At 42.9% G+C, this 24,231-nt stretch carries 28 protein-coding genes; all 28 read right to left on the reverse strand.

Annotated features, from left to right (window positions below):
* Positions 1–7 precede the first annotated feature (7 nt).
* Positions 8–1,321 (reverse strand): flagellar protein export ATPase FliI, encoded by a 1,314-nt coding sequence (fliI, locus tag LD028_RS05885; protein WP_237811261.1) that lies wholly within the window; start codon positions 1,319–1,321, stop codon positions 8–10.
* Positions 1,318–2,100, reverse strand: coding sequence for a flagellar assembly protein FliH (fliH, locus tag LD028_RS05890; protein ID WP_237811262.1), 783 nt, complete (start codon positions 2,098–2,100; stop codon positions 1,318–1,320). Before fliH ends, fliI begins: the two co-directional genes overlap by 4 nt.
* Complete coding sequence (gene fliG, locus LD028_RS05895) at positions 2,084–3,094, reverse strand: flagellar motor switch protein FliG (RefSeq protein WP_006323055.1); 1,011 nt, start codon at positions 3,092–3,094, stop codon at positions 2,084–2,086. Before fliG ends, fliH begins: the two co-directional genes overlap by 17 nt.
* A gap of 13 nt (positions 3,095–3,107) precedes the next feature.
* Positions 3,108–4,694, reverse strand: a complete 1,587-nt coding sequence (gene fliF, locus LD028_RS05900; protein ID WP_237811263.1) for a flagellar basal-body MS-ring/collar protein FliF — start codon at positions 4,692–4,694, stop codon at positions 3,108–3,110.
* A 26-nt stretch (positions 4,695–4,720) separates the two neighbouring features.
* Positions 4,721–5,014 carry a flagellar hook-basal body complex protein FliE gene (fliE, locus tag LD028_RS05905; RefSeq protein WP_006323044.1) on the reverse strand — a complete coding sequence of 98 codons (294 nt, stop codon included), beginning with the start codon at positions 5,012–5,014 and terminating at the stop codon, positions 4,721–4,723.
* Positions 5,015–5,026: 12 nt separating this feature from the next.
* On the reverse strand, positions 5,027–5,464 hold the full coding sequence (gene flgC / locus LD028_RS05910; protein ID WP_004891074.1) for a flagellar basal body rod protein FlgC: 438 nt from the start codon (positions 5,462–5,464) through the stop codon (positions 5,027–5,029).
* Positions 5,465–5,467: 3 nt separating this feature from the next.
* Entirely contained in the window at positions 5,468–5,848 is a 381-nt protein-coding gene (gene flgB / locus LD028_RS05915) for a flagellar basal body rod protein FlgB (protein WP_006323042.1), read from the reverse strand.
* Between the two features lie 146 nt (positions 5,849–5,994).
* The gene (gene codY / locus LD028_RS05920; protein ID WP_006323041.1) at positions 5,995–6,774 is read right to left on the reverse strand and encodes a GTP-sensing pleiotropic transcriptional regulator CodY; all 780 of its coding nucleotides are present in this window, start codon (positions 6,772–6,774) and stop codon (positions 5,995–5,997) included.
* Between the two features lie 12 nt (positions 6,775–6,786).
* On the reverse strand, positions 6,787–8,166 hold the full coding sequence (hslU, locus tag LD028_RS05925; RefSeq protein ID WP_237811264.1) for an ATP-dependent protease ATPase subunit HslU: 1,380 nt from the start codon (positions 8,164–8,166) through the stop codon (positions 6,787–6,789).
* 13 nt (positions 8,167–8,179) lie between these two features.
* Positions 8,180–8,728: an ATP-dependent protease subunit HslV gene (gene hslV / locus LD028_RS05930; protein WP_006323039.1), complete on the reverse strand. Its 549-nt coding sequence runs from the start codon at positions 8,726–8,728 to the stop codon at positions 8,180–8,182.
* 8 nt (positions 8,729–8,736) lie between these two features.
* Positions 8,737–9,639, reverse strand: a complete 903-nt coding sequence (gene xerC, locus LD028_RS05935; RefSeq protein ID WP_237811265.1) for a tyrosine recombinase XerC — start codon at positions 9,637–9,639, stop codon at positions 8,737–8,739.
* A gap of 60 nt (positions 9,640–9,699) precedes the next feature.
* Entirely contained in the window at positions 9,700–10,998 is a 1,299-nt protein-coding gene (gene trmFO, locus LD028_RS05940; protein WP_237811266.1) for an FADH(2)-oxidizing methylenetetrahydrofolate--tRNA-(uracil(54)-C(5))-methyltransferase TrmFO, read from the reverse strand.
* A 45-nt stretch (positions 10,999–11,043) separates the two neighbouring features.
* Positions 11,044–13,113, reverse strand: a complete 2,070-nt coding sequence (gene topA, locus LD028_RS05945; RefSeq protein ID WP_237811267.1) for a type I DNA topoisomerase — start codon at positions 13,111–13,113, stop codon at positions 11,044–11,046.
* Positions 13,114–13,217: 104 nt separating this feature from the next.
* Positions 13,218–14,105 (reverse strand): DNA-processing protein DprA, encoded by an 888-nt coding sequence (gene dprA / locus LD028_RS05950; protein ID WP_077429204.1) that lies wholly within the window; start codon positions 14,103–14,105, stop codon positions 13,218–13,220.
* Positions 14,106–14,166: 61 nt separating this feature from the next.
* Positions 14,167–15,069, reverse strand: coding sequence for a succinate--CoA ligase subunit alpha (gene sucD, locus LD028_RS05955; protein ID WP_012575319.1), 903 nt, complete (start codon positions 15,067–15,069; stop codon positions 14,167–14,169).
* A gap of 19 nt (positions 15,070–15,088) precedes the next feature.
* Positions 15,089–16,249 (reverse strand): ADP-forming succinate--CoA ligase subunit beta, encoded by a 1,161-nt coding sequence (sucC, locus tag LD028_RS05960; protein WP_035020927.1) that lies wholly within the window; start codon positions 16,247–16,249, stop codon positions 15,089–15,091.
* A gap of 121 nt (positions 16,250–16,370) precedes the next feature.
* Entirely contained in the window at positions 16,371–16,634 is a 264-nt protein-coding gene (locus LD028_RS05965; protein WP_006323029.1) for an EscU/YscU/HrcU family type III secretion system export apparatus switch protein, read from the reverse strand.
* Positions 16,631–17,797, reverse strand: coding sequence for a hypothetical protein (locus LD028_RS05970; protein ID WP_237811268.1), 1,167 nt, complete (start codon positions 17,795–17,797; stop codon positions 16,631–16,633). Before LD028_RS05970 ends, LD028_RS05965 begins: the two co-directional genes overlap by 4 nt.
* 1 nt (position 17,798) lies before the next feature.
* Positions 17,799–18,578 (reverse strand): ribonuclease HII, encoded by a 780-nt coding sequence (locus LD028_RS05975; RefSeq protein ID WP_237811269.1) that lies wholly within the window; start codon positions 18,576–18,578, stop codon positions 17,799–17,801.
* A 57-nt stretch (positions 18,579–18,635) separates the two neighbouring features.
* Complete coding sequence (ylqF, locus tag LD028_RS05980) at positions 18,636–19,490, reverse strand: ribosome biogenesis GTPase YlqF (RefSeq protein ID WP_006323022.1); 855 nt, start codon at positions 19,488–19,490, stop codon at positions 18,636–18,638.
* 14 nt (positions 19,491–19,504) lie between these two features.
* Positions 19,505–20,056, reverse strand: a complete 552-nt coding sequence (lepB, locus tag LD028_RS05985) for a signal peptidase I (RefSeq protein WP_006323021.1) — start codon at positions 20,054–20,056, stop codon at positions 19,505–19,507.
* A 74-nt stretch (positions 20,057–20,130) separates the two neighbouring features.
* Positions 20,131–20,475 (reverse strand): 50S ribosomal protein L19, encoded by a 345-nt coding sequence (gene rplS, locus LD028_RS05990; RefSeq protein ID WP_003394943.1) that lies wholly within the window; start codon positions 20,473–20,475, stop codon positions 20,131–20,133.
* A 125-nt stretch (positions 20,476–20,600) separates the two neighbouring features.
* Entirely contained in the window at positions 20,601–21,338 is a 738-nt protein-coding gene (trmD, locus tag LD028_RS05995) for a tRNA (guanosine(37)-N1)-methyltransferase TrmD (RefSeq protein ID WP_077429208.1), read from the reverse strand.
* Positions 21,335–21,856, reverse strand: coding sequence for a ribosome maturation factor RimM (gene rimM / locus LD028_RS06000; RefSeq protein ID WP_309240397.1), 522 nt, complete (start codon positions 21,854–21,856; stop codon positions 21,335–21,337). Before rimM ends, trmD begins: the two co-directional genes overlap by 4 nt.
* Complete coding sequence (locus LD028_RS06005; protein ID WP_006323016.1) at positions 21,856–22,239, reverse strand: YlqD family protein; 384 nt, start codon at positions 22,237–22,239, stop codon at positions 21,856–21,858. The genes rimM and LD028_RS06005 overlap by 1 nt, the downstream gene beginning before the upstream one ends.
* A 49-nt stretch (positions 22,240–22,288) precedes the next feature.
* A complete protein-coding gene (locus tag LD028_RS06010) occupies positions 22,289–22,516 on the reverse strand; it encodes a KH domain-containing protein (RefSeq protein WP_004891098.1) in 228 nt (75 codons plus the stop codon).
* A gap of 3 nt (positions 22,517–22,519) precedes the next feature.
* Positions 22,520–22,792 carry a 30S ribosomal protein S16 gene (rpsP, locus tag LD028_RS06015; RefSeq protein ID WP_004891099.1) on the reverse strand — a complete coding sequence of 91 codons (273 nt, stop codon included), beginning with the start codon at positions 22,790–22,792 and terminating at the stop codon, positions 22,520–22,522.
* Positions 22,793–22,887: 95 nt separating this feature from the next.
* Positions 22,888–24,228 (reverse strand): signal recognition particle protein, encoded by a 1,341-nt coding sequence (gene ffh, locus LD028_RS06020; RefSeq protein WP_077429210.1) that lies wholly within the window; start codon positions 24,226–24,228, stop codon positions 22,888–22,890.
* Positions 24,229–24,231 lie beyond the last annotated feature (3 nt).

Genomic DNA, 24,231 nt, shown 5'->3' on the forward strand with positions numbered 1-24,231 from the left:
CGCCTATTCACCCTTGTTCGATAAGTTGAAACAACTGTTGAACACTTTCGTTTATTGTATAACATTCATGAACATCTTGTTTTAAAAACGAAATAATTTTCGGATAATAACGGATCGCTTCGTCGATTTCTCGCGACGATCCTCGTTTATAGGCACCGATTTGAATTAAATCTTCAGACTGCACATACGTCGCCAACAACTCACGCAATTTTTCTGCCACTTTTCGATGCTCTGGCGTCACAATGTAGTTCATGACGCGGCTTACACTTTTTAATACGTTAATTGCTGGATATTGACCTTTATTGGCTAGTTGGCGTTCTAATACGAAATGACCATCTAAAATGCCTCGAACTGTATCAGCAATCGGTTCATTCATATCATCGCCATCAACGAGCACCGTATAAAAAGCGGTAATCGTTCCATGTTCATTCGTTCCTGTCCGTTCAAGTAGTTTTGGTAAAATCGCAAAAACGGACGGCGTATATCCTTTCGTTGTCGGTGGCTCACCGACAGCTAATCCAACTTCACGTTGCGCCATCGCCACACGCGTGACGGAATCCATCATAAACATGACGTTTAGTCCTTGATCGCGAAAATATTCCGCAATGGCTGTCGCTGTATACGCCCCTTTGATGCGCATGAGGGCAGGCTGATCAGATGTCGCAACAACGACAATGGAGCGTTTTAATCCTTCGGGACCAAGATCGCGTTCAATAAATTCTCGCACTTCGCGTCCGCGTTCACCGATGAGTGCGATAACGTTTAAATCCGCATTTGTATTGCGAGCAATCATCCCCATTAACGTACTTTTTCCAACACCTGAACCAGCAAAAATACCAACACGTTGCCCTTTTCCGACCGTTAATAAACTATCGATCATTTTCACCCCGACTTCAATTGGCTCTGAAATCGGAGGACGCGTCATTGGATTGGGCGGTTGGCGATCGATTGGAACAGCCGTCAATCCTTTTGGAAGCGGTTGACCGTCAAGCGGGGCTCCTAATGCGTCAATAACACGTCCGACAAGCGCTGAACCGACTTTTATTTCAAGCGGAGCCCCCGTTGCCTCTACAATGCAACCTGGGGCGATGTCTTGAACGGTTGCATACGGCATTAAAAGCACATATTCATCACGAAAGCCGACGACTTCCGCTTGAATTTTTTTCTTTTTTTTGTGGCCGATATGAATGTAGCACACATCACCAATTGAACTTTCCGGGCCTTTTGCTTCGATCATTAAACCGATAACGCGTGTGACTTTGCCAAATCGTTTATATGGGTCGAGCAACTCAATTTCATTGATGAGTGCTTGCCAGTTCATTCGTTTGCCCCCTCAATTCGCTCAAGCAATTGTAGTTTCAATTGCTCGAGTTGCGTGTCAACGCTTGCATCAATACGTCCGAACGGCGTTTCAACAATACAACTTGTTTCGTTTAACGTTTCATCAGGATAAATAAACAAATGAACCTCATGACTAAACAACGCCTTTAACTCATCTTTTTGCCGAACGACGACATCATAGTACGATGGATGCACGTACATTTTTACTTCTTCATGTTCACGAACTTCTTGAATGACTTGTTTCACAAGGCCAAGAAAATGTTCTTTATTTTCAGCAAGACGCTCACCGATAATTCGTTCCGCTACTTTGCATGCAACAAGTAAAATCGTTTCATCGGCCGACTGCAACATGTGATAAAACTGTTCATTGGCGGATTGTGCAATCTTCTTCGCTTCACGAATTGCCTCCATGTACTGTTGAAATCCTTCTTCGCGCCCTTGTTCCAAACCGATCGCATATCCTTCTTGACGCGCTTCGTTTATCCATTCGCTTCGTTCTTCTTCCCATCGCTTTCGCTCTTCCGCAATTTGTTGTTGGACAGATGCGTAATACATGTCCGCTTCTTGACGAATGTGTGCGGCTTGTTGCTCCGCTTGCTCGATTAACGTTTGTGCATGTTGCATCATCGTTTCGGCAGCAGGTTGTTCATGTTCTTCTTGTTGCACGTCAGACCATACTTTTCTCACTTGAATGACCGCCCGTTGCTCGGTACTTGTACGGGCAAACGGGGCTTTAATGACTTTAGACAATAATATCATCTCCTCCGCCACGAGCGACGACAATTTCACCCGCTTCTTCGAGACGGCGAATGACTGCAACAATACGAGATTGTGCTTCTTCTACGTCGCGAAGGCGAACAGGACCCATAAACTCCATTTCTTCTTTGAACGTTTCCGCCATGCGCGAAGACATGTTGCGGAATACAACTTCCTTCACCTCATCGCTAGATACTTTTAACGCAAGCAACAAGTCGGCGTTGTCCACTTCGCGAATAACGCGTTGAATAGCGCGATTATCAAGCGTAACAATATCTTCAAAGACAAACATGCGCTTTTTAATTTCTTCTGCTAATTCTGGATCTTGAATTTCGAGTGCATCTAAAATCGTTCGTTCCGTTGCTCGATCGACGCCATTTAACACTTCGACAACCGCCTCAATACCGCCTGTTTGCGTGTAATCTTGTACAACTGTCGTCGATAATTTCCGTTCAAGCACTTGTTCGACTTCATTAATCATTTCTGGCGATGTGCGATCCATCAACGCAATGCGGCGTGCGACATCCGCTTGCATTTCTTGCGGAAGCGCCGATAAAATTTGACCTGCTTGCGTTGGTTCTAAATACGACAATACAAGCGCAATCGTTTGTGGATGTTCATTTTGCAAAAAGTTTAAAATTTGTGCTGGATCCGCCTTGCGCGCAAAATCAAACGGGCGCACTTGAAGCGCAGACGTGAGACGGTTAATAATGTTCATCGCCTGCTCTGGTCCAAGCGCTTTTTCAAGCACTTGTTTCGCATAAGCAATACCGCCTTGTGAAATGTAGTCTTGCGCTAAGGCGATTTGATGAAACTCTTCTAAAATCGTTTCTTTTTTCTCGGCATCCACTTGGCGCACGTTTGAAATTTCGAGCGTCAATTTTTCGATTTCTTCTTCAGATAAATGTTTATATACAGATGCTGAAACGTCTGGTCCTAATGAAATGAGGAGAATGGCTGCTTTTTGCTTTCCTGTTAATTCACCTTTTTTTGCCATACAATCCCCTCCTTTATTCCTCAGCAAGCCATGTTCTTAGCAATTTCGCAAATTCTTCTGGTTTTTCTTTTGCGAGTTTTTCAAGTTGCTTGCGACGCAATGTGGATTCTGTTTCGACTTCTTCGTTTACATCTGGAATTTGTACTGCCACTTGTTCTTCTTGTAATGGCAGTTCGTCCATTTCTTCTTTCTTCCGTTTGCGCAACCATAAAAAGACGATGAGCGCAAGAAGCACTACAAGCACACCGCCACCGGCAATATATGCCCATGTCGGAATAGTTGATGTTTGCTCATTAAACTGCACTTTTCCATTGAACGGCTGCACAGAAACGACGACGCGATTTTGTAAATCCGCATCCGTCCATTGTCCTGCAACGTCTTTATCGACTGACGTCCGCACAATCGTTCCTAAAATTTTTGTAATATCATCTACCGTTTGTGCAGGAAGCGAGTTTGGATCGTTCGGTGTTGGCGGTTCAACCATCACTTGAATGCCTAAATCTTTTACTTTATAAGGACTTGCAACAATTTCCTTTTTTATTCTATTAACCTCGTTATTAATTGTTTCCTCAATTCGCTCATAATCCCCGTTTGTCTCGCCATTTGCTCCTTGATAACCTGGTACAGTGTTTTCTCCAACGCCTGTCGTGCCGCCTGGTTGAGCCCCTTGTCCAGAAAACGTCTCTGTAATGCGCTGTACGCTTACAGCGATGCCTTCCATATTTTCTTTATCTACTGGCTCAACAAGTTCTTCTTGACGATTTTCTTGTGTAAAATCAACGTCGGCTGTGACAGAAACGACGACTTTATCTTGTCCCATCATCGTTCCTAACATTTGTTGCACGCGGCGTTGAATGTCGCGTTCAATTTGTTGTTTCACTTCATATTGTTCAGCAAACGTCTTGCCGGACGAAAAATTTTCTTCATTTTTTAAATCAAAGTACTCAAAATATTGGTTCATAATGACGATATTATCAGTAGGAAGGTTCGGCACGCTTTTGGAAACAAGGTGGTATAATGATTTAATTTGCTGCTCATTAAATTTATATCCCGCTTTTGTTTTCAAAACGATCGATGCAGATGCCTCTTCCTGTTGGTCGCCAACAAAGATCGTCGGCTGGGGTAGATTAATCATCACCTTTGCGTCTTCTACCCCGTCGATACTTTTTATTAAATTGGCAAGTTCGGTTTGCATCGCCTCAATTTTTAATACGTTAAATTCGTTATCTGTCATACCGAAACCAGAGTTTTTTCCGAAAAACGAATAATCGATGCTTCCGCTATCGGGAATGCCTTCGGCGGCTAGTTCGACTTTTAACGTATTGACAAGCTGTTCCGGCACTAAAATCGTCGTGCCGTTATCCGTAATTTGCGACTTAATCCCCCGCTGGTCAAGCGTCGCTTTAATTTGTCCCGCTTCTTGCGGCGATAAATTGCTGTAGAGAGGAACAAAATTCGTTCGCGTCGCCAAAAAAGCGGTAAGCGCAACGGCAACAACCAACAATCCTACAAGACCTAAAGCCATCATTTTTTGTTGTTTTGTTCTCTCGCTCCAAAACAATTTTAATCGTTCTATCGCTTGTTTTAATCGCTCGTTCATATGCTTCCTCCGCTATCTCATGAGGTCTATACTTGCATTCTCATCACTTCTTGATATGCTTCGATCACTTTATTGCGCACTTCAATTGCTAATTGAAGCGACACACTTGCTTTTTGTGAAGCGATCATCACATTGTGCAAATCAACGTTTTCTCCTTTTGCTAACTTCGTTGTCAGCTGGTCTGACTCAATTTGTTGTTTATTAACTTCATGAATTGCTTCCTTTAGAAATTGTGAAAATGCTCGCTGTGCTTCAGCAGGCTTGATCGCTTGCTGCTGTACAGTTGGCGATAAAGCTATACGTTGAATGCGATCAATCATCGCTTATTCCCCCTATTTTCCGATTTCTAACGCCTTCATTAACATTCCTTTCGTTGCGTTTAACACCGTCACATTCGCTTCATACGAGCGTGTGGCGCTCATTAAATCGACCATTTCTTTTAACGGATCTACGTTTGGTAGCTGCACATATCCGTTTTCATCTGCATCCGGATGAGATGGGTCATAGACAAGTTTAAATGGCGTTTGATCCTCAACAATTTTCGTTACTTTTACTCCACCTGCTGACCGCTCGTTCATCGCTTTGTTTAAAAAAGAGGAAAACGATTCGTTTGGTTGCATGACAACCATTTTGCGACGATATGGCTGCCATTTCCCATCGACCATTTTCGCACGAGTCGTATCGACGTTTGCCATATTTGCGGAAATGACATCCATGCGTAACCGCTGAGCTGTTAACGCAGAGGCGGATACATTGAAACTTTGAAACATATATTATTTTCCTCCCTTAATGACCGTTTTCAAAGAGTTAAACTTTCCGTTCAACCGTTCAACTAACGCGTTGTAATAAATTTGGTTTTGCGCTAAATCCGACATTTCTTTATCTAAATCGACATTATTGTTATTATGATTGTAAACGAGATCGTTTTTAGTTGTCACGAGAAATTTGCTTGTTCCGCCTTTAAATTCAAAATGGCGCGGATCGGTGCGATATGCTTGCAATGCTTGATGGAATTCCGTTCGAAATTGAACGTCTTTCGCTTTAAAATTCGGTGTATCGACATTCGCAATGTTGTTGGCGATTACTTTTTGTTTCAACGATGAATAATTTAACCCTTGTTCTAATATTTGTATTGTATTCGAAAACAATTTCACGACATATTCCTCCTTGTAAAGACACCGTTCGACATCTTACCCTTATTGTAAAAAATTATTTACATAATGTATATAGGGAACATTGGACTATTTTTCACATACTTTAACAAAAGAGGCATCTTCGCGAGAAAGATGCCTGCTTGTTTTTAATGATGTTTTAATTTCTCAAGTTCTGTTAAAAACTTATCGTTTAATACTTTAATGTACGTTCCTTTCATCCCGAGCGAACGAGATTCAATAACTCCGGCACTTTCTAGTTTGCGAAGCGCATTAACAATGACTGAACGTGTAATACCGACGCGGTCAGCAATTTTGCTTGCCACAAGCAAGCCTTCTGTCCCATCTAATTCTTCAAAAATATGTTCGATCGCTTCTAATTCACTATAGGAAAGTGAGCTAATTGCCATTTGAACAACCGCTTTGCTACGCGCTTCCTCTTCAATTTCTTCCGCTTTTTCACGTAAAATTTCCATTCCGACAACGGTTGCTCCGTATTCAGCTAAAATTAAATCGTCATCATGAAACTCTTTGTCTAAGCGAGATAAAATAAGTGTTCCAAGGCGCTCACCGCCACCGATAATCGGCACGATCGTCGTTAAACCGTTTTTAAATAAGTCTTTATTTTCGACAGGAAATGCGGTATACTCGCTATTAATATCAAGGTTTGGTGATGTTTCCGTAATGTTAAATAAATTTTTCGTATACTCTTCTGGAAATTGACGATCAGCTAACATTTTTTTCATTCGTTCGTTTTCAATCGTTTGTTTAATCGCAAAGCCGAGTAGCTTCCCACGACGACTTAAAACGAACACGTTTGCCTCGATCACTTCGCAAAGCGTTTCTGCCATTTCTTTAAAGTTTACTGGTTTTCCAGCTGCGTTTTGTAACATCGCATTAATTTTTCTTGTTTTTTCAAGTAAATTCATATTGCATCCTCCTTATAAAATAAACTGACTTAAATCTTTATTTCGCACAATGTTACCTAGTTTCTTCTCAACATATTGTGGGGTGATCACAATCTTTTCCAAATGCACATCCGGCGCTTCATACAACAAATCTTCTAACAGTTTTTCCATAATCGTATGAAGACGGCGCGCGCCGATGTTATCTGTTTGTTGATTGACTTCAAAAGCAACTTCGGCAATTTTACGAATAGCATCGTCAGAAAATTCAAGTTGTATACCTTCTGTCGCAAGCAAAGCAACATATTGTTTTAAAAGTGCGTTATTTGGTTCGACTAATATTTTGACGAAATCATCGACGGTAAGCTTCGTCAATTCTACGCGAATCGGAAAACGTCCTTGCAATTCTGGAATTAAATCAGACGGTTTCGCCATATGAAACGCCCCGGCCGCAATAAATAACATGTAGTCCGTTTTAACTGGTCCATATTTCGTCATGACGGTTGAACCTTCAACAATCGGCAAAATGTCGCGCTGCACACCTTCACGCGAAACGTCAGCTGATGAACCAGCTTGCCCTTTTCGAGCAATTTTATCAATTTCATCAATAAAAATAATACCTGATTGTTCTGCTAGCCGAATCGCTTCTTGCGTCACTTCGTCCATGTCAATAAGCTTTTGCGCTTCTTCGTTTGCTAGTACATGACGGGCTTCTCTGACTTTCAATTTTCTTTTTTTCCGCTTTTTCGGCATAAAGCTACTGAGCATGTCTTGCATATTCACGCCCATTTGCTCCATGCCAGCGCCTTGAAATAAATCAAACATAAGCGGTTGCTGCTCTTCAATTTCCACGGTGACCAATTCATCCTCCAGCTCACCGTTTGCTAGTTTCCAAGCGATTTGTCTCCGCTTCTCAGCAATATGCTGTTCTTCGTGCCCGCTATCCGCCTGCTCTTGCGTACCACCAAACAAAAGTTCGAACGGATTTTTCATCGGTTGTTTTGTTTTTCCGGGTACAAGCAGTTCAACAAGCCGTTTGTTCGCCAATTGCTCCGCTTGCTCTTTTACTTCGTTCATTTTTTTCTCTTTGACGATGCGCACAGACGTTTCAACGAGGTCGCGTACCATCGATTCAACGTCGCGACCAACATAACCGACTTCCGTAAATTTTGTTGCCTCTACTTTTACGAATGGAGCGCCAACAAGTTTCGCTAATCGCCGCGCAATTTCTGTTTTTCCGACACCTGTTGGTCCAATCATTAAAATATTTTTCGGCACGACTTCATCGCGCAATTTTTCATCTAATAAACTGCGACGGTAACGATTTCTCAGCGCAATGGCCACCGCTTTTTTTGCTTCATGCTGACCGACGATAAATTGATCAAGCTTTTCGACAATTTGTTTTGGCGTTAACATGCCGCTCCCCCCTCTACAGCTCTTCGACAATAATGCAATCGTTTGTGTACACGCAAATATCGCTCGCCACTTTTAATGCTGCTTGTGCAATTTGCTTCGCTGTTAAATGTTCACCTGCGTACGCTTTTAACGCTCTACCAGCTGCTAACGCATAATTTCCACCGGAGCCGATCGCTAATATGCCATCGTCTGGCTCGATAACTTCGCCCGTTCCAGAAATAAGTAGTAAATGCGTGGCGTCCATGACGATCAACATCGCTTCTAATCGGCGTAACACTTTGTCGCTCCGCCATTCTTTCGCCAATTCAACCGCAGCACGCTGTAAATTCCCGTTATATTCTTCTAACTTCCCTTCAAACATTTCAAACAGCGTAAACGCATCCGCCACTGCTCCCGCAAAACCAGCTAACACGTTACCATGAAAAAGTTTACGAATTTTCCGGGCGGTATGTTTCATCACTACAGCGTTGCCGAACGTCACTTGACCATCACCCGCCATCGCTCCTTTTCCTTGATGGCGAATTGCAAATATCGTCGTCGCATGAAATTGACTCATAAACATCCTCCTTTTTATGCCCGCGGATGGGAATGTAAATAAACGTAGCGCAAATGATCTTTCGTTACATGTGTATACACTTGCGTTGATGAAAGATGTGCATGACCTAACAATTCCTGCACCGAACGTAAATCAGCCCCTTCATTCAACAAGTGTGTCGCAAACGTATGGCGAAACGTATGGGGGCTTACTTTCAAAGAAAGTGCCGCTCGTTCGACGATGTCATTTAAAATGTGACGCACTCCTCTTGGCGTCAATGCACCTCCACGCGCATTTAAAAAAAGTGCATCCGTCGGTGTCTTCGCTTTGCTTGCTAGCTGCTGACGTCCGTCTTGTATATATCGTTCAAGTGCTTCTTTCGCATACGTACCAAACGGAACATAGCGCTGTTTGTTTCCTTTGCCGGAAATTAAAATGGTACATACGGAAAAATCAATATGCGATAAGCGAATGTTACAACATTCACTTACGCGAATACCTGTTGCATACAACAGTTCGATCATCGCCTGATTTCGTTGACCGATCGCCGTATTCAAATCATTGACAACAAACAGCTGTTCTAATTCGTCTGGGTACAAAAAGTGTGGAATTTTCTGCTCTTTTTTCGGCAGCGATGCAAGCGCAAACGGATTTTCGGACACGATTTTTTCTCGCAATAAAAATTTATAAAAGCTACGCAAGCTTGACATTTTTCGGGCAATCGAACGACTTGACTGCTTTCGTTGATGAAGCTCGGTTAAAAATAAACGGACGTCACTATAAGATACTTGTTGCAATTGTTTAATTTGTTCACGCTCCATAAATTCGAAAAATTCGCCAATATCATGCTTATAACACGCAATTGTATATTCTGAATAATTTTTTTCTATTTGTAAATATTCAATGAACAAATTTAACGTAAAATTCACATTTCCCATTCGATCACCCCATAAGAGCTACTAAATAGTAGCACAATTTAGTAGCTCTTGCAATGAATTTTACAACTTTTTTAAAAAATTCTGAATCGTTTCTAATGCCCGTTGTGCATACCGTTCATTTTTTATCTTTTTGTCTTTAATCGTCTCATCAAGCGGAGCGAAAAGGCCAAAGTTTGCATTCATCGGTTGAAAATGTTTCGGATTCGCTGATGTAATATAATGAGCCATGCTGCCGATTGCCGTTTCTTGCGGAAACACAACAAGCTCTTTTCCGAGCACATAATGCGCGGCATTAATCCCCGCCACAAGTCCTGATGCTGCCGACTCAACATATCCTTCAACACCGGTCATTTGTCCTGCGAAAAATAAATCTTCTCTTTCTTTATATTGATACGTCGGTTTTAATAATTTCGGCGAATTAATAAACGTATTGCGATGCATCACGCCATATCGCACAATTTCAGCTTGTTCAAGCCCTGGAATGAGGCGAATGACTTCTTTTTGTGCCCCCCATTTTAAATGCGTTTGGAAACCGACAATATTGTACAACGTTCCAGCGGCATCATCTTGACGAAGCTGGACGACGGCAAAAGGACGTTTGCCTGTACGTGGATCTTCTAAACCGACTGGTTTCATTGGTCCAAACAACAACGTCTTTTTTCCACGTCGCGCCATCACTTCAATGGGCATACATCCTTCAAAATAAATTTCTTTTTCAAACTCTTTTAAAGGCACCGTTTCAGCAGAAATGAGCGCATCATAAAATCGTTCAAACTCCTCTTCTGTCATCGGGCAGTTAATATATGCTGCTTCCCCTTTGTCATAGCGAGACTTTATATATACTTTTTCCATATCAATGCTTTCTTTCTCAACAATCGGTGCAGCGGCATCGTAAAAATATAAATATGCTTCTCCTGTTAACGCTTGAAGCTGTTCCGAAAGCGGTTGCGATGTTAACGGACCGGTTGCTATAATCGTCGGACCGGTTGGAATCGACGTCACTTCCTCACGCACAACAGTCACATTCGGATGATTCGTAACCATTTCTGTTACTTTGGCAGCAAATTCATGACGGTCAACAGCTAAAGCTCCACCAGCTGGCACGGAACAAGAGTCCGCTGCTTTCATAATGACAGAGTCTAATCGGCGCATTTCTTCTTTTAACACGCCAACTGCATTCGTTAATGTATTCGCACGCAACGAGTTACTGCATACGAGTTCAGCAAATTTGTCGGTATGATGCGCAGGAGTTTGTTTCACCGGACGCATTTCATACAATTTGACACGAATGCCACGTTTGGCAAGTTGCCATGCGGCTTCGCTTCCTGCTAATCCTGCTCCAATTACTGTTACTTCCATTCATATTCCCTCCTCGATAAAATGGGTGAGGGTATGCGCCTCACCTTACTGTTGTTCGTTATATTCGCATTGCGTGCATTGAATGTGCACGCTCTTTTTCCCTTTTTTCTCGACAAGCATGCCACCGCATTTCGGACACGGACGACTGATCGGTTTATCCCATGAAACAAAGTCGCACGTCGGAAAACGATCGCAGCCGTAAAACATTCGTTTCTTTTTGCTTTTTCGTTCCACAATGTTCCCTTCATGGCAACGCGGACATTTCACACCGATGTCTTTAACGATCGCTTTTGTATTGCGACATTGTGGGAAGTTTGAGCAGGCGATAAACTTTCCGAAGCGTCCCATTTTGTACACCATCGGGCTTCCACATACTTCGCAATCGACATCTGCTGATTCATCGGCTATTTCAACTTTTTCCATTTCAACTTCCGCAATTTTTAACCGTTTTTCAAACTCGCGATAAAATTCATCGATGATGCGCACCCATTCGACTTTTCCTTCTTCAATATCGTCTAAGCTTTTTTCCATTTTTGCTGTAAATTCGACGTCTAAAATTTCCGGGAAAAACTGCATCATTAAATCAAGTACAATTTCCCCAAGTTCGGTCGGGACAAATCGCTTATTTTCAAGCGTTACGTAATTCCGTTTTTGAATCGTATCAAGCGTTGGTGCATATGTCGATGGGCGACCGATGCCGAGCTCTTCTAGCGTTTTCACAAGGCGGGCTTCCGTATAGCGCGGTGGAGGCTGCGTGAAATGCTGTTTTCCTTCGATATCTTTACTAAATACGCGCTCTCCTTCAACAAAGTCTGGCAATAGTCGTTGTTGCTCATCTTTCGGATCGTCCGTTCCTTCCACATACACTTTCATAAAACCTGGAAACTTGACTGTAGAACCAGTCGCACGAAAGACGACCGAGCCGTTTGATAGCTCGATTGCTACCGTATCGAGCACAGCTGGCGCCATTTGGCTTGCGATAAAGCGCTCCCAAATGAGTTTGTATAGCTGATATTGATCGCGTGTGACATGCGGCTTAATCGCGCTAGGATGACGCCAGACGGACGTTGGCCGAATCGCTTCGTGTGCGTCTTGCGCATTCGCTTTTTGTTTTTCTTTTCTTTTTTCTGTCGCTACATATGATGTACCGAATGTCTGTTCAATATACTGTATCGCCTCTTGTTGAGCGCTTTCTGATACGCGCGTGGAGTCTGTACGCATATATGTAATTAAACCGACCGTTCCTTCGCTTCCAAGGTCAATCCCCTCATATAGTTGCTGAGCAACCATCATCGTCTTTCTCGTACGGAAATTTAATTTTCGCGCCGCCTCTTGTTGCAATGACGATGTAATAAACGGGGCAACAGGATTGCGTTTTCGCTCTTTTTTCGTTACCGCTGTAACGAAAAATTCATTGCCTTGAATATGATTTAATACATGTTGTACGTCTTGCTCCGTCTTTAAATCAAATGATTCGCTGCCCAAACGATAAAATTGCGCTTCAAATGTGTCGTTTCCCTTCATGAACGTGCCTTGAATCGTCCAATATTCTTCAGGTTGAAACGATTGAATTTCTTTTTCGCGATCAATAATTAGGCGAAGGGCAACAGACTGCACGCGTCCTGCGCTTAACCCTTTTTTTACTTTTTTCCAAAGCAATGGGCTAATGTTGTAGCCGACAAGACGATCGAGTACACGACGCGCTTGTTGTGCATGAACTAAATGCATATTAATGGTGCGCGGCTGTTCAAATGACTGTTTAATCGCATCTTTCGTAATTTCGTTAAATACGACGCGACATGGTGAATCCGTATTTAAGTCAAGTACATGTGCTAAATGCCAAGCAATCGCTTCCCCTTCGCGATCCGGGTCAGCTGCAAGAAATACTTTTTTTGCTTTTTTCGCCGCTGTTTTCAATTCTTTAATAACCGAACCTTTTCCGCGAATCGTAATATACTTCGGTTCATAATCATTTTGTATGTCAACGCCCATTTGACTTTTTGGCAAATCGCGCACGTGGCCCATTGATGCTTTTACTTTATACTTTTTTCCTAAATATCTTTCAATCGTTTTCGCCTTGGCTGGCGACTCTACAATGACTAAGTAGTCTGACATTATTTTGCCCTCCCTCAAGAGGTAATTCGTAAAGTAAAATCCTCATTATTATTAATGATGATTCGTTCATTTGTCAAACATCATTTTTCGATTTTCTCTTTCATTCATGTAAAAAGATGTCGAAATTCCTCCTCAATATCTTCACTTGACAATATTAATTTTGCTCCTTGTTGAATCAACCGATTAGTCCCGAGCGCCTCTTTTGTTGTGATGTCACCGGGAATCGCAAACACTTCTCTTCCTTGCTGGAGCGCAAAATGAGCGGTGATGAGCGAGCCGCTTCGCTCTTTTGCTTGTACAACAAGCGTACCGAGCGACAAACCGCTAATGATGCGATTGCGCATCGGAAAATGCCACGTCTGTGGGCGAACGAATGGTGGATATTCTGAAATAATTAATTGCGTTGTCACTAATTGTCGAAATAATGATTCATTTTCAGGTGGGTATATGTAATGCAATCCGCCCGCAATGACCGCAATTGTTTCACCATGATGCCGTAAACATAAACGATGTGCTTCAGCATCAATACCTTTTGCTAGTCCGCTCACAACGATCCAGCCGTTTTGAATGAGGGGCGGAAGGACGATATGCATCGCTGCGATTCCTTGACGAGTGGGCGTCCGTGTCCCTACGACGCTAATTATTTTTTTTCGCTTAAGCAACGCTACGTTTCCTTTCGCATATAGTACCCACGGTGGATCATATATATGTTTCAGCCACTCCGGATAACCATCATCTTTTATTGTTACAATATGAATGTTTTGTTCCTCATATGTTTTTATCATACGTTTCAATTTGTGACAATGCAAATCATGGAAAAAAGCAGTGAAATGTTTTTGGGGGATCGGAAGTAGTCGTTGAAGTTGTTGTGACGAAAGATGAAAAATGGAGGCTAGCGATGGGTCTGCATGAAGCAAGCGTGCGATACTTTTCCACCCGATGCCACGACAATGATGCAAATGGATGAGCCGTTCGCGAGTTGTATCGTACATGATATCCCTCCTATTTATAAAAATCGTCCTAAGGTTTGTGCCTTAGGACGATTCGCGATTATTAATGTGTTTTACACTTTTCGTATAAGCCGCGTTCTTTTAATACAGAGATGAGCGTTTCGCCAATCACTGCTGGCGTTTCTGCGACTTTAATGCCGCATGCTGTCATCGTTTTAATTTTTTCTTCCGCCGTTCCTTTTCCGCCAGAAATGATCGCACCAGCATGTCCCATGCGCTTTCCTGGAGGTGCTGTTTGTCCGCCGATAAAGCCGACAACCGGTTTTGTCATGTTCGCTTTTACCCATTCGGCCGCTTCTTCTTCTGCCGTTCCACCAATTTCTCCGATCATAATGACCGCATATGTGTCTTCATCTTCGTTAAACGCCTTTAATACGTCGATGAAGTTTGTTCCATTGACTGGGTCACCGCCAATCCCAACCGCTGTCGATTGCCCGATGCCTGCTTGTGTTAATTGGTGAACCGCTTCATACGTTAACGTACCAGAGCGCGAAACGATGCCGACATGCCCTTTTTTATGAATATAGCCTGGCATAATACCAATTTTACATTCTTCTGGTGTGATAACGCCTGGGCAGTTTGGTCCAATTAAGCGCGTTTTCTTGCCTTCCATGTAGCGCTTCACTTTGACCATATCTAATACAGGGATGCCTTCTGTAATACAAACAACTAAGTCGATTTCTGCATCAACTGCTTCCATAATAGCATCTGCCGCAAATGCTGGCGGAACATAAATGACTGAAGCGTTCGCTCCTGTTTTTTCAACCGCTTCTGAAACCGTATCAAACACAGGTACGCCTTCTACTTCTGTACCGCCTTTTCCTGGTGTCACCCCACCAACGATGTTTGTACCATATTCAATCATTTGTTTCGTATGGAACAATCCTTGTGAACCTGTAATTCCTTGCACGATTACTTTCGTATCTTTATTAACAAAAACGCTCACGTTTCTCCCATCCCTTCTATTAGCTTACTAACGAAACGATTTTTTGCGCGCCGTCCGCCATCGATTCAGCCGCTGTAATGTTTAGTCCGGATTCCTCTAAAATCTTTTTCCCTAATTCGACGTTCGTTCCTTCTAAACGAACGACAAGCGGAAGGTTTAAACCGACTTGCTTCGTCGCTTCAACAATGCCGTTTGCGATGACGTCACATTTCATAATGCCGCCAAAAATGTTAACGAAAATGCCTTTGACGTTCGGGTCGGATAAAATGATTTTAAACGCTTCTGTGACTTTCTCTGTCGTCGCACCGCCACCAACGTCTAAAAAGTTTGCTGGCTCGCCGCCATAATACTTAATAATGTCCATTGTTGCCATCGCTAAGCCCGCACCGTTTACCATGCAACCAATGTTTCCGTCAAGCGAAATGTAGTTTAAGTCGTATTTTGACGCTTCCACTTCTTTTGGATCTTCTTCGTCTAAATCGCGGTATTCTAAAATGTCTTTATGACGATATAGCGCGTTCGAATCGAAGTTAAGCTTTGCATCAAGCGCCATCACTTTTCCGTCGCCAGTCACGACAAGCGGGTTAATTTCAGCAATCGAACAATCTTTTTCAACGAACACTTGGTATAACCCTAACATAAATTTGACTGCTTGGTTGACGAGCTCTTTTGGAATGTTGATGTTAAACGCCATACGACGCGCTTGAAACGCTTGTAAGCCGACAGCTGGGTCGATGTACTCTTTAAAAATTTTCTCTGGCGTTTTCGCTGCGACTTCTTCAATTTCTGTTCCGCCTTCTTCTGATCCCATTAAAACAACGCGGGATGTCGCACGATCAACAACAAGCCCGATGTAATATTCTTTTTTAATGTCGCATCCTTCTTCGATTAAAAGACGCTTTACTTCTTTTCCTTCTGGACCTGTTTGATGTGTGACAAGCACTTTCCCTAACAGCTCACTCGCATATGTACGAACTTCTTCTAAACTTTTTGCGACTTTTACTCCCCCTGCTTTTCCGCGACCGCCGGCATGAATTTGCGCTTTCACGACACAAACGCTACTGCCGAGCTCTTTCGCCGCCTCAACCGCTTCTTCAACCGTGAACGCCACACGGCCGTTCGGCACGCTCACTCCGTAGCTTCTGAGGATCTCTTTTCCTTGATACTCATGAATATTCATACCCCATCCTCCTATGTATAAAAATAAAAGTACTAGCGCTTTCATTGTATAATGATACTTTGTCAGTTGTCTACCATTTAGACAGAAAATTCTTTAACAAAAGAAAAAGAAGCGATCGTTGTCATCGCCCCTCCACCTTTTTTTCGACTTGATAAATAAATGCAAATACTTCAGCAACAACTTTGTACAGTTCTTCTGGAATCGTTTCGTTTAATTGTAATTGACCGAGCATCGTTGCGAGCGTTTCATCTTCATAAATGGGGACGTCGTATTGTTTCGCGCGTTCAATGATGCGATCAGCCACAGCTCCTTCTCCTTTTGCTACAACGACAGGGGCGATATGTTGTTCGTCGTACGATAAAGCAACGGCGCGCTTTCGTTTCATATGCGATAATCGACTCCTTTATAAGAAAATGGTTCAACAAGTAAACGGTCACTTCGCTTGTTCATCGGCGTTTTAACGGAAATAGAAGAAAGCGTGTAGCCATGTTCAGCAAGCTTCTCCTTTAGTGGCGGCTCAAGGGCGGATGCATACAGTTCCACACCGGGCGTGTCATTGATGATCGAAATATGAACGATACGTTGTTGAATATGAACGTCTACAATCGTTTCTTTTAACGTCGCAAGCGTCAAATAAAATAAAATGCGACAATAGTCTGTATCCATTTTTCCGTTTTCTCGTTGTTTTCCGCGCCATTGAATCGTCACATCTGTTGCATGCGTCCCGATGAATAACGGAAATTGAGTAAATATATGTTGGAGCGAATCGTTGTTTGTTGATAACAACTGATATGCTTTCACTCGATCAAGTAATGAGATAATCTCCGTTTTTAACTCACCTGGCGCTTCTTCTGCTGCTGTTTGCAATAAAACGAGCCATTCATCTTGTTGTTTCATCGTCTCTTCAAGCAGTTGTCGAATATGTTCAGGCGAAAAAGAAGAAAGCGTCGGCATATGGCGCAAATAAGAAGAAAGTTTTGCTAACGTTCCTTTCGGGTGAAAGCCATCGATCATCATCGCCAGCGTGAGTTGTTGTTCATATAGCGGTCGATCATCTTGCAAAGCAACGAACGCACGAAATATATCATCACGAAGCGGCAAATCGTGCATGAACAGCCATTTGATTGCTTGGGCTTCTTTTTTACCACCTGTTTGCAACCATTGTCGAATGAGGGACATGTCATGTTTTTTAAATGTAAAAGATTCATCCATCATCCAACGAACGAGCGCCTTCGTTTGTTCATTCATCGGTAAACGAAAATAACGGCTGACGCTTTCTTCATCTGTCAGCTTTGCTGTATGTTGCAATATTTTCAGCTCAAGTGGGGATGTTTTTTGCACGTGAAACGTATATGTTTCACCTTCTTTAACGGGTGACTGCAGTTCGGCCGTCAGCGTATGACTGCCGATCCGAACGAGCGCTGTCCGATCTTCGGTTATTTTTTCGATTTTTCCATAAATGATGTCACCAACGTGAAACGTCGGTGCTTTCGGTAAACGTATCGTTTGTGCATCATCAAATAACGTACGCAACCATTGAACGTTCATCTCATTCTCCTCGCTTTAATCGTTCGCGAATCGGCGCAAACGAACGACGATGTTCTTCAATGACTCCATATCGCTCAATCGCTTGCAAATGCTCTTTCGTGCCGTATCCCATATGCTTTTCAAATCCGTATTGTGGATATTTCTCACCTAACTGTTTCATCATGCGATCGCGCGTCACTTTCGCGATAATGGAACTTGCTGCAATGGAGACGCTATGCGCATCCCCTTTAATGATCGATGTTTGTGGAATAGATAGTGGAATGTGCATCGCATCAATGAGCAAATGCTCGGGAGCGATCGCAAGCGCGTGGACAGCTTGCATCATCGCTTTTTTCGTCGCTTCGTAAATGTTTAGCTCATCAATTTCGCGTGCGCTAACGATGCCAATACCGATCGCAAGCGCCGTTTGTTGAATGATAGAAAACAACTGCTCTCGCTTCATTTCCGATAGTTTTTTTGAATCGTCTACATGAGGGAGATACACATCTTTTGGTAAAATCACTGCTGCGGCAACAACCGGACCAGCTAGCGGCCCTCGTCCTACTTCATCTACCCCCGCGATGTAGCGGATTCCTTTGTCGTATAGCGCCTGTTCATATTGCAACATATGCAAAAAACGTTCGCGTTCCCGTTTTTCTTCTTCTTTTTGCTTATACCATTGTTGAATGAGACGCTGGACGCCTTTTCGTTCATCATGCAAAAGTTGTTGAAACCATTCATCTGTTTCATCGTGAATCGTTTGTAGTCTTTTTTTTATTTCTTGTATATTCACCGTCATCACCCCTTACCTCTTTTATCGACAAATAAACAAAAAAATAAAGGCTCGCTTATGCGAACCTTACAGACGGTCAAAACTGAGTCGGCCTAATTTTTCTGTACGAATATCGCGCAACACAAGCTCAGCAACTTTATCGTAGTCGACGACACCACCAGCGGCTAAACATCCTCGTTTTTTTCCGATGTCATCAAACAATTGGACGATGTCTTCTGGAATGTCCGCAAGCGCATATCGTTCTTTTAAACGATCGGGATAATGAGTAGATAAAAAACGTAACGCATACACAGCAACGTCTTGTAAGTTTAAAATGGTATCTTTAATCGCTCCCGTCGTTGCAAGTTTGTATCCGACTTCTTCATCTTCAAACTTCGGCCATAAAATTCCGGGCGTATCAAGTAGCTCGAGCTCTTTGCCGACTTTAATCCATTGTTGCGCTTTTGTCACTCCCGGTGTATCGCCTGTTTTGGCAATATGTTTTCCTGCGAGTCGGTTAATGAGCGTTGATTTTCCGACGTTTGGAATGCCGACAATAAGCGCACGCATCGCCCGAGGACGTTTAATTCCCTTCGCTATCATTTTTTCAAATTTTGGGCGCAACTTCTCTTTTGCGACCGCTACCATTTGCTTGACGCCTGTTCCGCTTTGCGAATCGATCGCAATGGCGTCAATTTGCTGTGCAGCGAAAAAGTCGATCCATTGTTTTGTCACATCGGGATCAGCCATATCCGCTTTGTTTAACAATATGATGCGCGGTTTATTCGCCACAATTTCATCAATTAACGGATTGCGCGATGAAATAGGAATGCGGGCATCTACTAGCTCAAATACGATATCGATAAGTTTTAATTTTTCTGTCACTTCCCGTTTCGCTTTTGCCATATGGCCGGGGAACCATTGAATCGTCATCGTTGCCACCTACTTTAGTTATGTTATTCAACAATGCGCGCATCAGAAAGAGGCCAATAAACGACCGACGTTTTCCCTACAACTTTTTCCATCGGAATAAATCCGATATGGCGGCTATCTTTGCTGTATCTGCGATTATCTCCGAGTACGAATAAATGACCTTCAGGAACGGTTTTTCTTCCCCACAACTCTTCAAGTGTAAACGACTCTGTTAATGGGCCATCAAACAGTTGTTTTTTCTCGTCATCTAAGTAAGGTTCTTTGTAAGGCTTCCCGTTGACGTATAACGTATCATTTTTATATTCAATCCGGTCGCCTGGCAATCCAATGACGCGCTTAATATAATCTTTTCCTTCTTCGGCATGAAACACAATAATATCAAACCGTTCTGGCTCGCCAATTTTATAGGCGATTTTATTGACGATCATTCGGTCTTGATTATGTAACGTCGGCATCATCGACTCCCCTTCAACGATGATTGGGGCGAAAATGAAATAGCGAATACCTCCTGCTAATGCCACCGCAATGAAAATCGCTTTTAACCATTCAAACCATTCATTCTTTTGTTTTTCCATCCTTCTCCCACCTATATGATGAATGTTGAAAAAGGAGCTTGATGATCAAGCTCCTTGCAATCATTTCTTTTGTGTTAGATGATTTCTTTGATGCGTGCTGCTTTACCGCGGAGTTGACGCAAGTAGTACAATTTCGCACGACGAACTTTACCGCGACGAACAACTTCTAATTTAGCAATCTTCGGCGTGTGTAATGGGAATGTACGCTCAACACCTACACCGTAAGATACTTTACGAACTGTAAATGTTTCGCTAATTCCACCACCACGGCGCTTGATAACAACGCCCTCGAATACTTGGATACGTTCACGGTTTCCTTCAACAACTTTCACGTGAACGCGCACCGTGTCACCAGGGCGAAATTCTGGAAGATCGTTACGTAGTTGTTCTTTTGTAATTTCTTGAATTAAATGATGCATCATCTTCATCTCCTTCCAACAGATGCTCATGCTTATGTGTATCGTTCATAGCAGCGGAACATCGTTTTACGTGCGACATAAGTCACAACGTTTATACTATCATAAAGATGTAACGGATGCAATAGTTACCGTTCGTTTTTTTTCCATTGTTCGATCCATTTTTTTTGTTGTTCCGTTAACTCATACGTTTCGAGCAAATCTGGCCGGCGCAACCATGTGCGGCGCAACGATTCTTTTTGACGCCACTCTTCAATTAAACGGTGATTACCTGAGAGAAGGACATCTGGTACTTTCATGCCACGAAAATCGGCTGGGCGCGTATAATGTGGGTGTTCGAGCAAACCAGAGCTATAAGAATCAAGCATAGAGGAATGCTCGTTGCCGAGCACGCCAGGAAGCAAACGAACGACGCTATCAATGACGACCATCGCTGCCAGTTCTCCGCCCGTTAAGACGTAATCGCCAATGGAAATTTCGTCCGTCACGAGATGTTCACGAATGCGTTCGTCATATCCTTCGTAATGTCCGCAAATGAAAATGATGTGTCGTTCTTTAGCGAGTTCCTCCGCTTTTTTTTGCGTATATCGTTCACCTTGAGGACAAAGCAAAATCACGCGCGGACGATGCTCGCTTTGCTTCGTTAAATGATCAACCGCATCAAAAATCGGTTGCGGCTTCAATACCATGCCAGCCCCACCGCCGTAAGGGTAGTCGTCTACCGTCTGATGTTTATTATCGGCAAATTCGCGAAAATTGACGAGCTGAAATGTAACAGCACCTTTTTCTTGCGCACGTTTTAAAATCGACTCGTTCAACACGCCAGTAAACATATTTGGAAATAAGGTGAGCACATCGATTTTCATTCGTCAAGCAATCCTTCCATCACATGAATCGTAATCGTTTTGTTTTCAACATCGACTTGTTTGACGACATCATCAATGTAAGGGATTAACACATCTCCGCGTTTTTTTCGTTTGACGACCCATACGTCATTTGCACCTGGCGTTAAAATTTCTTTTATTTCGCCAATCGGTTCACCATCTTCGGTCACAACTGTACAACCGATAATTTCGTGAAAATAATATTCTCCTTCGTTAAGCGGTTGCAATTGCGTTTCTGGTATTTTAATAATCGCCCCTTTAAATGGTTCGACTAAGTTGATGTTATCGTATCCTTCGAACGTTAATAAATCGAACGACTTATGAACTCGATGACTCGCCACTTTGACTTCAACCGGTGGCTTATTTTCCATAAAAATATATAATACATTCCCGATTTTATACCGCTCTTCTGCAAAATCTGTGCGTGAAATGACGCGCACTTCACCGCGAATACCGTGCGTATTGACAATTTTTCCGACATGAAACCATTTCACAACGATCACCCCTCGCGTATATCCACAACGATTCCGTCTTCAATGACAATCGTTTTCGGAGGCGACCAACGCGCACCAATGTGGACGTCGATAATCGCCTCGACTTCTCTTTCTTTAATTTCGCTTCCTATCGGTAATATGCGCAACTGTTCAAGAAGGAAATCAAGTTCCGCTATTTTTTGGCGGCGAATTTGCATTTCTCGTCCAAATTTTTCTTTAATTTGTTTTTGTGAAAACGATGTTTGTTTTTCCATTCGTTTTTGTTCAAAGATGAGCTGCTCACATTGTTGTTCAAGCTGCTGTTTTTGCGCGGTAAATTGTTGCATGAGCTGTTGTTTACTTTTTTCTGTCAATCGCTGTCTTACTTCAACCGTTTGAATGATTTTCATGGCGCACCGCCTTTCTGAACGAAAAAAGGGGAGGTGTCTTCCCTCTCCCTTACTCTTCGATGCGTACGTCTATTCGCTTCTTTGACTCATTGGCTGCTTGAACAACGGTGCGAATGGCTTGAATCATTCGCCCGTTTTTTCCGATCACTTTCCCAACGTCTTCGTGATGAAGCGCGATCGCATATGTGATCGATTGTTGTTGTTCCGTTTCGCGAATGACGACGCATTCCGGATGATCGACAAGTGACCGAACAATCGTCTCAAGCAACGTTTTCATATATTACTTTCCGTACTTTAAGTTGTGGAATTTTTCTAAAATTCCTTGTTTTGAAAGCAAGTTGCGCACTGTGTCAGATGGTTTTGCGCCGTTTTGCAACCATTTTAATGCAAGCTCTTCATTAATTTTAATTTCTGCAGGCTCTGTTAACGGATTGTATGTGCCGATTGTTTCGATGAAACGACCGTCACGTGGAGAACGAGAGTCTGCAACAACGATACGATAAAATGGTGATTTTTTTGCACCCATACGTTTTAAACGAATTTTTACTGCCATGATTATAGCACCTCCGAAAATATTTCACACAAGATAGTATATTAGCAATAAACGTTTTGTTTGTAAAGTGTTTTTTCTTAACACTGTTATTTTGTTTACATGAACGGGAAACGGAACCCTTTCTTTTTCCCCTTTGGCATGGTTGTCATCATTTTCATCATTTTTTTCATTTCGTCAAACTGTTTCAGCAAGCGGTTGACGTCTTGAACCGTCGTTCCGCTCCCTTTTGCAATTCGCTTTTTGCGACTAGAGTTAATGATGTCTGGGTTCATTTTTTCTTCTTTTGTCATCGAACGAATAATCGCTTCGACGCGGCTAATTTGCTTTTCGTCAATTTGTAAGTTGTTTAAACCTTTCACTTTGTTAGCGCCCGGCAACATTTTTAAAAGTTCATCGAGCGGACCGAGTTTGCGCACTTGCCCAAGCTGTTCTAAAAAGTCGTCAAGTGTAAATGATGCGGTGCGCATTTTTTGTTCGAGCTCTTTTGCCTTTTCTTCATCGACAGCGGCCTGCGCTTTTTCAATGAGCGTCAACACGTCCCCCATACCTAAAATGCGCGACGCCATCCGCTCCGGATGAAATGGCTCAAGCGCATCGAGCTTTTCGCCCATACCGACAAACTTAATTGGCGTATTTGTGACCGCTTTAATCGATAAGGCTGCCCCGCCTCGCGTATCACCATCAAGCTTCGTCAAAATGACGCCCGTCAGTCCAAGTTGTTCGTTAAAGCTTTGCGCGACGTTGACCGCATCTTGTCCTGTCATCGCATCGACAACGAGAAAAATTTCATCGGGTTTCGTCACTTCTTTAATTTGCTTTAGTTCGTCCATGAGCGCTTCATCAATGTGCAAGCGTCCGGCCGTATCGATTAATACGTAATCATAATGCTCTTCTTTTGCCTTTGCGATCGCTTGTTTCGCAATTTCCACCGGACTCACTTGATCGCCGAGCGAAAACACAGGGATGTTCAACTGCTTCCCTAACGTCTCAAGCTGTTTAATCGCTGCTGGGCGATAAATGTCAGCTGCGACAAGCAACGGTTTACGATTATGTTTTTTACGTAATAAATTCGCTAATTTTCCCGTTGTCGTCGTTTTTCCTGCCCCTTGCAAACCGACCATCATGACAACCGTTGGCGGACGGCTCGCTACGGCAATTTTACTGTTTTCTCCCCCCATCAGCTCCGTCAATTCTTCTTTCACAACTTTAATGACTTGCTGCCCCGGGGTCAAACTTTTCATTACTTCTTGCCCGACAGCTCGTTCGCTTACTTTTTTCACGAAGTCTTTGACGACTTTAAAATTGACGTCCGCTTCTAATAGCGCGAGCCGCACTTCACGCATCATTTCTTTTACATCGGCTTCCGTGACTTTGCCTTTGCCACGAATTTTATTCATGACATGTTGCAGACGGTCGGCCAATCCTTCAAATGCCATCGT

The organism is Anoxybacillus sp. LAT27 (assembly GCF_022030075.1).
GTDB classification, from domain to species: domain Bacteria; phylum Bacillota; class Bacilli; order Bacillales; family Anoxybacillaceae; genus Anoxybacillus; species Anoxybacillus kestanbolensis.

What these genes read in the sequence shown, in the direction of transcription:
- lepB (WP_006323021.1), bottom strand. Translation starts at nt 20,056, where the DNA reads ATGGAAAAACAAAAGAATGAATGGTTTGAATGGTTAAAAGCGATTTTC.
- fliH (WP_237811262.1), bottom strand. Translation starts at nt 2,100, where the DNA reads ATGATATTATTGTCTAAAGTCATTAAAGCCCCGTTTGCCCGTACAAGT.
- fliG (WP_006323055.1), bottom strand. Translation starts at nt 3,094, where the DNA reads ATGGCAAAAAAAGGTGAATTAACAGGAAAGCAAAAAGCAGCCATTCTC.
- fliE (WP_006323044.1), bottom strand. Translation starts at nt 5,014, where the DNA reads ATGATTGATCGCATTCAACGTATAGCTTTATCGCCAACTGTACAGCAG.
- ffh (WP_077429210.1), bottom strand. Translation starts at nt 24,228, where the DNA reads ATGGCATTTGAAGGATTGGCCGACCGTCTGCAACATGTCATGAATAAA.
- LD028_RS06010 (WP_004891098.1), bottom strand. Translation starts at nt 22,516, where the DNA reads ATGAAAACGTTGCTTGAGACGATTGTTCGGTCACTTGTCGATCATCCG.
- fliI (WP_237811261.1), bottom strand. Translation starts at nt 1,321, where the DNA reads ATGAACTGGCAAGCACTCATCAATGAAATTGAGTTGCTCGACCCATAT.
- rplS (WP_003394943.1), bottom strand. Translation starts at nt 20,475, where the DNA reads ATGCATCATTTAATTCAAGAAATTACAAAAGAACAACTACGTAACGAT.
- LD028_RS05965 (WP_006323029.1), bottom strand. Translation starts at nt 16,634, where the DNA reads ATGAAACGAAAGCGCGCCGTTGCTTTATCGTACGACGAACAACATATC.
- fliF (WP_237811263.1), bottom strand. Translation starts at nt 4,694, where the DNA reads ATGAACGAGCGATTAAAACAAGCGATAGAACGATTAAAATTGTTTTGG.
- flgC (WP_004891074.1), bottom strand. Translation starts at nt 5,464, where the DNA reads ATGTTTCAAAGTTTCAATGTATCCGCCTCTGCGTTAACAGCTCAGCGG.
- trmD (WP_077429208.1), bottom strand. Translation starts at nt 21,338, where the DNA reads ATGAAAATCGATGTGCTCACCTTATTTCCAAATATGTTTACTGGCGTG.
- topA (WP_237811267.1), bottom strand. Translation starts at nt 13,113, where the DNA reads ATGTCAGACTACTTAGTCATTGTAGAGTCGCCAGCCAAGGCGAAAACG.
- hslV (WP_006323039.1), bottom strand. Translation starts at nt 8,728, where the DNA reads ATGTTTATGAGTCAATTTCATGCGACGACGATATTTGCAATTCGCCAT.
- xerC (WP_237811265.1), bottom strand. Translation starts at nt 9,639, where the DNA reads ATGGGAAATGTGAATTTTACGTTAAATTTGTTCATTGAATATTTACAA.
- sucC (WP_035020927.1), bottom strand. Translation starts at nt 16,249, where the DNA reads ATGAATATTCATGAGTATCAAGGAAAAGAGATCCTCAGAAGCTACGGA.
- codY (WP_006323041.1), bottom strand. Translation starts at nt 6,774, where the DNA reads ATGAATTTACTTGAAAAAACAAGAAAAATTAATGCGATGTTACAAAAC.
- LD028_RS05970 (WP_237811268.1), bottom strand. Translation starts at nt 17,797, where the DNA reads ATGAACGTTCAATGGTTGCGTACGTTATTTGATGATGCACAAACGATA.
- dprA (WP_077429204.1), bottom strand. Translation starts at nt 14,105, where the DNA reads ATGTACGATACAACTCGCGAACGGCTCATCCATTTGCATCATTGTCGT.
- rpsP (WP_004891099.1), bottom strand. Translation starts at nt 22,792, where the DNA reads ATGGCAGTAAAAATTCGTTTAAAACGTATGGGTGCAAAAAAATCACCA.
- LD028_RS06005 (WP_006323016.1), bottom strand. Translation starts at nt 22,239, where the DNA reads ATGAAAATCATTCAAACGGTTGAAGTAAGACAGCGATTGACAGAAAAA.
- trmFO (WP_237811266.1), bottom strand. Translation starts at nt 10,998, where the DNA reads ATGGAAGTAACAGTAATTGGAGCAGGATTAGCAGGAAGCGAAGCCGCA.
- hslU (WP_237811264.1), bottom strand. Translation starts at nt 8,166, where the DNA reads ATGTTAACGCCAAAACAAATTGTCGAAAAGCTTGATCAATTTATCGTC.